The organism is Celeribacter marinus (assembly GCF_965656515.1).
Classification (GTDB): Bacteria; Pseudomonadota; Alphaproteobacteria; order Rhodobacterales; family Rhodobacteraceae; genus Celeribacter; species Celeribacter marinus_D.
Genome location: NZ_CBFHKW010000062.1, coordinates 7,133 through 14,973, shown reverse-complemented (window position 1 = coordinate 14,973; position 7,841 = coordinate 7,133). Strand labels below are relative to the sequence as shown.

The window sequence follows — 7,841 nt, the reverse complement described above, 5'->3', positions numbered from 1 at the left end:
GTTTATTACACGGGTGCGCACTCCGATGAAAGACCCCGCTCGCCCCCTAACGGCGGATTGGCGGATTTTGGTGAGTGATGTTGGTTGAGCGCTTAAGCTTCTATGCCCGCGTTGCGGGACTTTGCTGCCTTACGAAGCAACCGCTCAAAGGACTGGTTTTGGATGGTCCCGAAGTATCGCTCATATAGTCATCGGGTATCAACGGTCGCGATCACGCTCCGCGATCCAGAGCAAGAATGCTGTATCAGTCCCACCGACTTCGATAACCCGTTTGTCATGCATCAAAACGCCGAGACCATGTTCTTCATCCCAACGGCATGAGAATTGATATCCTACGTAGGGAACGCCATCTTTCGAGATCTGGTGAACGTTGATTTTTTCGAGCGCAATCACCGTCGCTAGACCATCTTCCGAAGTAATAGTGGGCAAGTCTTCTTCGTTCTCGTCAATATCATAGTTTTCGAAAAACTGATTCCGAAAGCCAGGATAGGCTTCGAGGACCGCGTTCAGAAGTGGTTGCTTTTGCCTTTCTTGGTTGTCTTCAACCCAAGTCGTAAGAGCAACCTCGTCTGCATCCATTGGAGCTTCATCTCTGCCCTCAGGTGCAAATGTCAGTCCGGCCATGCCGCCTTTGGTGAAGTCTGACCATGCGGGCAACTGGACATCTGCTTGCCACCAAACCTCGTTAAATGTGAATTCCATACAGCGCCCTTCCGATATCCCTCGTTTGACTAGGTCAGTAACGGCAAGCAGACATTTGCGCAACGCGCAGCATCTGTCAAAGTCGGCTCCAACCTGCCATTCGCTGAAACGCCGCGCACTCGGTCAACGCCCCCACCCAAACACAAAAAAACGGCGCCGCCCTTTTCAGGCCGCGCCGTTTTCTAATTCTGTCTAAGCGGTGAGGCTTAGGAAGCTTCAGTGATGAACTTCACTGCGTCGCCGAATGTCTGAATTGTTTCAGCAGCGTCGTCAGGGATTTCGATGCCGAACTCTTCTTCAAAGGCCATAACCAACTCAACTGTGTCGAGGCTGTCTGCGCCAAGATCGTCGATGAAAGACGCGGTCTCGGTTACTTTGTCTTCTTCAACGTCGAGATGCTCGACGACGATCTTTTTAACGCGATCTGCGATGTCGCTCATATTCTTTCCTCACATATACGGGGCCCGATGCCCACTTTTTGGTCTTGGCCCTCGGGCCGCTTAGATCATGTCGGGATCGGGAGAACTTTTTCAAGTCCTGATTTCCGAAAACCCCCGAACATGGCTACGAGAATTTTACACTCTCATAACTAACTCGGCCCGCCTATAGCACACTGTACGAGGAGGGCAAATCATTTGTAACCCTACGTTAAAACTTCGCACCAATGACACAAAGCCTTAACGCACCACGGGCCTTAGAGCATTGCCATGCCGCCGTTTACATGCACGGTCGCACCCGTGGTATACCCTGCCTCGGCAGAGGCGAGATACAACACCGCCGCCGCAATTTCCTCAGGGTTGCCCATGCGGGCCGCGGGGATTTGCACGTTGATCTTGTCTTTTTGCTCGTCGGTCAGCTTATCGGTCATCGCCGTGGCGATAAATCCAGGTGCCACACAGTTTACGGTGATGCCACGCGATGCAACCTCATAGGCGAGCGATTTGGACATGCCGACCATACCGGCCTTGGACGCAGCATAGTTCGCCTGACCGGGGTTGCCGGTGGCGCCCACGATGGACGAAATATTCACGATACGGCCCCAACGCGCCTTCATCATGCCGCGCATCACGCCCTTGCACAGGCGCATGGTCGAGGTAAGATTGACGTTGATCACGCTGTCCCACTCGTCATCAGACATGCGCATGAACAGCTGATCGCGCGTGATCCCTGCGTTATTCACCAGAATATCGACCGATCCCATGGCCTCAATCGCCTGCTTGGGCAGTGCCTCAACACTGTCCTTGTCGGACAAATTGCACGTCAACACATACGTCCGCTCGCCCAGTTCGGCGGCCAACGCATCAAGTGGCTCTTGGCGCGTGCCAGACAACACAACAGTCGCCCCCGCACCATGTAGCGCCTTGGCGATTGCGCCACCGATGCCACCAGATGCACCTGTGATAAGTGCGTTTTTACCTGTCAAATCAAACATATTACTGCCTTTCTTAAAGCGTGTTCCGCTTTGAATATCTGCGCCTGCTTCGCGCTTACGCTTTGAGTTTTGCGATATCGTCGGGCGTGCCAATCGCAGTGCACGCGATGTCACGGTCGATGCGGCGCACCATGCCGGACAAGGCCTTGCCCGCTCCGATTTCCCAGATTTCTGTGACGCCCTGCGCGCCCATGTAGGCGACACTTTCACGCCAGCGCACCGAGCCTGTGACCTGCTTGACCAACAAGGACCGGATGAGCGCCGGATCCGTCACCGCTGCGGCCTCGACATTGGCGATCAACGGCACACACGGTGCCAAAATCTCAACATCATCAAGTGCTTGCGCCATAACCCGTGCGGCGGGTTCCATCAATGCACAGTGGAACGGTGCAGATACCGGCAATAGGACCGCACGTTTTGCGCCCCGCGCTTTGGCGATCTCGCACGCGCGCTCGACAGCCGCCTTGTGCCCCGACACAACCACCTGTCCGGGATCGTTGTCATTGGCGGCTTGGACCACTTCGCCTTCGGCTGCGGCCTCGGCGGCCACCTCTTGCACGGTTGCGAAATCAAGCCCTAACAGAGCCGCCATTGCGCCAACACCCACGGGCACCGCCGCTTGCATTGCTTGACCGCGGGTCCGCAACAGGCGCGCGGTGTCAGCCACCGAAATCGCCCCCGCCGCAGCCAGTGCCGAATATTCACCCAAGGAATGACCCGCAACAAACGCCGCATCCGCAACACTGAACCCTTCGGCCTCAAGCGCGCGCAAGGCGGCCAAAGAGGTCGCCATCAGCGCGGGCTGTGCGTTTTGGGTCAATGTGAGCGCGTCAATATCGCCCTCCCAGATCAACGTAGAGAGCTTTTCGCCCAAGGCATCGTCCACCTCGTCAAAAATAGATTTGGCTGCAGGATAGGCCTCGGCCAACGCCTTGCCCATACCGATTGTCTGGGCACCCTGCCCCGGAAATACAAATGCGCGTGTCATGGTTGTCCCTCACGTTAAACGTCTTTGGGACATGGGAATAACGGGCGCTACGCCTCACGGCAAGTCAAAGGCGCAAATCATACAGCTGTGAGAGCACGTCCATAGGATTGTGCGCAGGGGCGCAATGAGGAACCACGCGCATTTGACCCAAGCCTAGTCCTGACCGCCACCAACACCCGCACCCGCGCCACCACCGGACCCACTGCTCGTCTCCGTGCCGCCAACGCCAATCTCAATCGCCTTGATGTGTTCGTCCAATGCGCCCGCATAGTCCAACGATCCACGCGACACTGTTGTCAAAACGCCCACGCCCAACATCATCACCGTCGCAGTCAGGACAACAAAGTCCACTGTGACCGCGCCATCCTCACGCCGTGCATATGATTTGAATGTTTCAACGAGCGTCATGGATTTCACCTTTTCTGTGCGGTGAATCTACGCTCATCTAAAGGGAAACACCTACAAAAAGAGAGCAGAATGGTTAACGGCCTGATTTTCCATATAACCAAACGTTTTCAAAACATTATGGATATACAGGCTCCAAATTGAGGCCTGAAACGCTCACTTGTTTACCAATTTTGCCCGTTCGGATTTTACTAAAATTTTCGATGACATTGAATGGCTTTAAACCTGCCCGCTTTTCGACACACGCTCGCCGCCGCCCGCTCACAATACGCCGTATCGCCTAATTCGTGCCGCTTTGCGATTCTATCGCAGAGCATTATACCGCTGTTCCAACAGGCTCCGCTGCGGGGGATGCGCGCCCGACACGTGCCGACCCAAATGGCGTTGGGATAACCGGCTGCGTGCCAGTTGGCGCATGTAAATTCACGTTCATGGCGTTCCATAGCCCCTGCATTTCACGCTCAGAGCCGGAACATAGCTCTACGGGCGCTTTGAGCGATGTGATGCGCACGAACAACCGCGTGCGCCCGCCCGACATCGCGGAGCGTCGTAAAAATAACGACCCGATTTCATCAAATCCGAACACGTTGGCCAAACGGGTCTCGCCCTTGCGATTGCGCCACACCAGCCTGATCTGTGCGCGTTTGCGATCCACCTGAACCTCGCGGTGAAGCCCCCGCGCCGCCACCTGCAAAAGCGATAGCCCCGTGAGACCGAACGAGAGAGAGAGCCCGATCTTGATCCCCAAAACGCTTGCGGTGACAACAGACCCTGGCAATATCCATAATCCGGCGGTCATCAACACGCCCGCATAGCCCGCAACCGCGACACAGGCCTCAACCCCGTCAAGCCACAGACGCATGGGACGGGCCCGTGTCACGCGGTAGCCGTAATTTGTGGCGTGGCGCGCAATCGTCGACGCCTTAAAGCTGGGAGATGTAGAAAAGCCGGTGGATGCTGACAGATCGGACATTGCACGCTCGTTTTTGGGTTAATCTGTATTAACCTTTGCACCCCAACACGGCGACAGTATGGCAAAGTTGCGTAAATTCAACGTCTACCGCACCGCCTTGAGCGGCCGCCCTGCGCTATAGGCCACACATCGCGCCCAAAAGCGTGAAATATCGAAGAAAACAAGGCCAGATTCACGCCTTTGCCCTTGCGCCACAAAAACAGACCCTTATAAGGGCACATCCTTTCCGCAAAGGATTTATGAACCGCGTAGACTCTCGTGGACGGGCTGCGGAAAGGCCAAACGCCCGCCCTATGAAATACGCTTGATATAGAACTGGAGCACTCATGCCGCTTTACGAGCATGTCTTCATTGCGCGTCAGGACCTGTCCAACGCACAAGCCGAAGGTCTCATCGAACATTTTGGTACTGTCCTCGCCGACAACGGCGGCAAACTCGTGGACCACGAGTACTGGGGCGTCAAAACGATGGCTTACAAGATCAACAAAAACCGCAAGGGCCACTATTCCTACCTGCGCACCGACAGCTCCCCTGCTGCCGTGCAGGAAATGGAACGCCTGATGCGCCTGCACGACGATGTGATGCGCGTTATGACCATCAAGGTCGAAGAGCACAAAGAGCTGCCTTCCGTCCAGATGCAAAAACGTGACGAGCGCGAAGAGCGCCGCCCACGTCGCCCGTAAGATCTAGGAAAGGACCTTTAACATGGCCGCAAAACCATTTTTCCGCCGTCGCAAAGTCTGCCCGTTCTCTGGCGACAATGCACCCGCGATCGATTATAAAGACACACGTCTTTTGCAGCGCTACATCTCTGAGCGTGGCAAAATCGTTCCCTCCCGTATCACCGCAGTATCTGCGAAAAAACAGCGTGAATTGGCCCGTGCCATCAAACGCGCTCGTTTCCTCGCTCTTCTGCCATACGCCGTTAAGTAAGGAGTACTGAACAATGGACGTTATCCTTCTTGAACGTGTGGCCAAGCTTGGCCAAATGGGCGATGTTGTTTCTGTAAAACAGGGTTACGCACGTAACTTCCTGCTTCCACAGGAAAAAGCATTGCGCGCCTCCGCTGCAAACATCGCAGCTTTCGAAGCACGCAAAGCACAGCTCGAAGCACAGAACCTCGAAACCAAAAAAGAAGCCGACGCATTGGCTGCCAAACTCAACGGCACCAAATTCGTTGTCATTCGCTCTGCATCCGATTCCGGTGCGCTTTACGGCTCCGTAAGCCCGCGCGACATCGAAGAAGTTGTAAGCGAAGGTGGGTTCACCATTTCCCGCAAACAAGTCATTATCGGTCACCCGATCAAAGAGCTTGGCCTGCGCGACGTTACGATCCAGCTTCACCCGGAAGTCGCCGCGACTGTTACGTTGAACATCGCTCGCTCCGCTGAAGAAGCCGAACTTCAGGCCGAAGGCAAATCCATTCAGGAATTGGCCGCTGAAGAAGAAGCACAAGCAGAATTCGAAATCTCCGAATTGTTTGACGAAATCGGCTCCGCCGCTGACGACAACGATCGTGATGACGCTGCTTCCGACGACGCATAATCGTCGCTCAAATGACTTTGGAAAGGCCCTGCCAGTTTTGGCGGGGCCTTTTCTTTTGGGCCGCCGGTTGACGGCAAGGCACGCGCAAATTTCCGCCACCCCATTCAATCACGCTTGGCAATAGGGGCTGCGCATGGTCCTGTCGCGCATACTCAGTGACAAAGGTTATCCATGCTCCATATTTCCCGCCGTGTTGTTTTCCTCGCCCCCCTCGCCCTGATCGCTTGTGGCAAAACGCCCGCCCCTCTTGAGACAAGCCGCGGCTACAATCCGCCGCTGTTTCCCAACGAGACGCCCGAGTTGCGCGGCCTCATCAACACATGGGCCGACCACTATGACATCCCGCGCGAATTGATCCACCGCCAAGCTGTGCGCGAAAGCACCCACCGCCCGTGGGCGCGCAATGGGCCGTATTGGGGTCTGCTGCAAATCCTGCCACAAACGGCGCGCACCATGGGGCACCGTGGCCCCGCCGAGGACCTCCTCGATGCGAATGTGAACCTGCAATGGGCGGGAAAATATCTCAAAGGCGCCTATCTGGTGTCTGGCGGCGACATCGACGGCGCGATGAAATGGTACGCCAAAGGCTACTATTACGAGGCGAAAAAGATGGGCCTGCTATACGAGACGGGCCTGCGCAGTTAGGGCGCGCCCAACACCCCTACGTCCCGAACGCCAACGAAAAAGGCCGCCCCCTGTCGGGAGCGGCCTCACTGTCCCTCGCACTATGGCGAGACTGTCGAACGGCGAGCCCGATAATGGCCCTGCCGCCTCGGCAGTTATTCGTCGTCGAGAGCTTCGACGGCTTTTTCGAGGTCTTCTTTCGAGACTTCTTTTTCTGTCAGATCAGCGTTTTCAGCAATCCAGTCGACAACTTTGTCTTCAAACAACGGCGCTTGGAGCTGCTGACGCATTTGGGCGTTTTGCTGAACGAATTCAAAGAACTCGCGCTCTTGACCAGGATACTGGCGCGCTTGGTTCATCACGGCTTGTGTGAACTCGGCGTCAGTGATCTTGATCTCTTGCTTTTGACCGATGTCAGCCAGCAACAGGCCCAAACGCACGCGGCGCTCGGCCAATGCGTTGTGCTCGTCCGTGGTCTCGATCTCAGGATGATCGTGGCCATGAACATCTGGGTTCTCTTCGTGCCACAACTGGTGCGCGATCTGCTTGGCTTCTGCCTCAACGAGCGAGGGCGGCAAGTCAAACGACACGATAGCGTCGAGTTGATCCAACAGACCACGTTTCATCACCGCGCGCGCTGCACCGGCATATTCGTTTTCAAGACGCTCGGTGATCTGACCTTTGAGGGTCGCGAGATCTTCGGAGCCGAACTTTTTAGCAAGCTCGTCATCGATCTCCGCTGCAACAGCCGCGTTTACCGATTTGATTTTGCATTCAAAAACAGCGGCTTTGCCAGCAAGGTGTGCGGCACCGTATTCTTCGGGGAAGGACACTTCGACGTTCTTTTCGTCGCCGGCCTTCACGCCCACAAGCTGCTCTTCAAAGCCGGGGATGAACGAGTTGGACCCGAGAACCAGTGGGTAATCTTCGGCGGCACCGCCGTCAAAGGCTTCGCCGTCAACTTTGCCGAGGAAGTCGATCACAACCTGATCGCCGTCTTTGGATTTGCCTTTTTTCTCTTCGAAATTCTGCGCCGTTTCTGCGAGGTTTTTCAAAGCATCGTCAACTTCAGCGTCAGACGCTTTCACGACGAGTTTCTCAATTTTCACACCGGACAGGTCGGCGTCAGGGATCTCGGGCAGCGCTTCGTAGGACATGTTGACAACAACGT

General features: G+C 55.6%; 11 protein-coding genes. 4 read left to right on the top strand and 7 right to left on the bottom strand.

Annotated elements, in window-relative coordinates; translation table 11 throughout:
• Positions 1 to 198: 198 nt before the first annotated feature.
• From ACTG34_RS11895 to ACTG34_RS11870, 6 genes are all read right to left on the bottom strand, one after another.
• Positions 199 to 702, bottom strand: a complete 504-nt coding sequence (locus ACTG34_RS11895) for a DUF6985 domain-containing protein (RefSeq protein ID WP_342842705.1) — start codon at positions 700 to 702, stop codon at positions 199 to 201.
• 206 nt (positions 703 to 908) lie between these two features.
• Positions 909 to 1,142, bottom strand: coding sequence for an acyl carrier protein (locus ACTG34_RS11890; RefSeq protein ID WP_009571390.1), 234 nt, complete (start codon positions 1,140 to 1,142; stop codon positions 909 to 911).
• Between the two features lie 254 nt (positions 1,143 to 1,396).
• Positions 1,397 to 2,134: a 3-oxoacyl-[acyl-carrier-protein] reductase gene (fabG, locus tag ACTG34_RS11885; protein ID WP_439105112.1), complete on the bottom strand. Its 738-nt coding sequence runs from the start codon at positions 2,132 to 2,134 to the stop codon at positions 1,397 to 1,399.
• A 55-nt stretch (positions 2,135 to 2,189) separates the two neighbouring features.
• Positions 2,190 to 3,122, bottom strand: a complete 933-nt coding sequence (fabD, locus tag ACTG34_RS11880) for an ACP S-malonyltransferase (RefSeq protein ID WP_439105111.1) — start codon at positions 3,120 to 3,122, stop codon at positions 2,190 to 2,192.
• 153 nt (positions 3,123 to 3,275) lie between these two features.
• Entirely contained in the window at positions 3,276 to 3,530 is a 255-nt protein-coding gene (locus ACTG34_RS11875) for a hypothetical protein (RefSeq protein ID WP_439105110.1), read from the bottom strand.
• A 313-nt stretch (positions 3,531 to 3,843) separates the two neighbouring features.
• The gene (locus tag ACTG34_RS11870) at positions 3,844 to 4,500 is read right to left on the bottom strand and encodes a hypothetical protein (protein ID WP_439105109.1); all 657 of its coding nucleotides are present in this window, start codon (positions 4,498 to 4,500) and stop codon (positions 3,844 to 3,846) included.
• A gap of 326 nt (positions 4,501 to 4,826) precedes the next feature.
• Between ACTG34_RS11870 and rpsF the strand changes: the two genes are divergently transcribed.
• The 4 genes from rpsF (at position 4,827) to ACTG34_RS11850 (ending at position 6,691) form a co-directional block, all read left to right on the top strand.
• Positions 4,827 to 5,183 (top strand): 30S ribosomal protein S6, encoded by a 357-nt coding sequence (gene rpsF / locus ACTG34_RS11865; RefSeq protein ID WP_062218800.1) that lies wholly within the window; start codon positions 4,827 to 4,829, stop codon positions 5,181 to 5,183.
• 22 nt (positions 5,184 to 5,205) lie between these two features.
• Positions 5,206 to 5,433, top strand: coding sequence for a 30S ribosomal protein S18 (gene rpsR / locus ACTG34_RS11860; protein ID WP_005852865.1), 228 nt, complete (start codon positions 5,206 to 5,208; stop codon positions 5,431 to 5,433).
• A 13-nt stretch (positions 5,434 to 5,446) separates the two neighbouring features.
• Positions 5,447 to 6,046 (top strand): 50S ribosomal protein L9, encoded by a 600-nt coding sequence (rplI, locus tag ACTG34_RS11855; RefSeq protein ID WP_062218802.1) that lies wholly within the window; start codon positions 5,447 to 5,449, stop codon positions 6,044 to 6,046.
• 171 nt (positions 6,047 to 6,217) lie between these two features.
• On the top strand, positions 6,218 to 6,691 hold the full coding sequence (locus tag ACTG34_RS11850) for a transglycosylase SLT domain-containing protein (RefSeq protein WP_439105108.1): 474 nt from the start codon (positions 6,218 to 6,220) through the stop codon (positions 6,689 to 6,691).
• Positions 6,692 to 6,825: 134 nt separating this feature from the next.
• Here ACTG34_RS11850 and tig read toward each other — a convergent pair.
• A partial coding sequence (gene tig / locus ACTG34_RS11845; protein WP_439105107.1) for a trigger factor occupies positions 6,826 to 7,841 on the bottom strand: 1,016 nt, incomplete at its 5' end.

Excerpts from the sequence above, each read along its gene's own strand:
- fabG (WP_439105112.1), bottom strand. The coding sequence starts at position 2,134 with ATGTTTGATTTGACAGGTAAAAACGCACTTATCACAGGTGCATCTGGT.
- ACTG34_RS11850 (WP_439105108.1), top strand. The coding sequence starts at position 6,218 with ATGCTCCATATTTCCCGCCGTGTTGTTTTCCTCGCCCCCCTCGCCCTG.
- ACTG34_RS11875 (WP_439105110.1), bottom strand. The coding sequence starts at position 3,530 with ATGACGCTCGTTGAAACATTCAAATCATATGCACGGCGTGAGGATGGC.
- fabD (WP_439105111.1), bottom strand. The coding sequence starts at position 3,122 with ATGACACGCGCATTTGTATTTCCGGGGCAGGGTGCCCAGACAATCGGT.
- ACTG34_RS11870 (WP_439105109.1), bottom strand. The coding sequence starts at position 4,500 with ATGTCCGATCTGTCAGCATCCACCGGCTTTTCTACATCTCCCAGCTTT.
- ACTG34_RS11895 (WP_342842705.1), bottom strand. The coding sequence starts at position 702 with ATGGAATTCACATTTAACGAGGTTTGGTGGCAAGCAGATGTCCAGTTG.
- rpsF (WP_062218800.1), top strand. The coding sequence starts at position 4,827 with ATGCCGCTTTACGAGCATGTCTTCATTGCGCGTCAGGACCTGTCCAAC.
- rplI (WP_062218802.1), top strand. The coding sequence starts at position 5,447 with ATGGACGTTATCCTTCTTGAACGTGTGGCCAAGCTTGGCCAAATGGGC.
- ACTG34_RS11890 (WP_009571390.1), bottom strand. The coding sequence starts at position 1,142 with ATGAGCGACATCGCAGATCGCGTTAAAAAGATCGTCGTCGAGCATCTC.
- rpsR (WP_005852865.1), top strand. The coding sequence starts at position 5,206 with ATGGCCGCAAAACCATTTTTCCGCCGTCGCAAAGTCTGCCCGTTCTCT.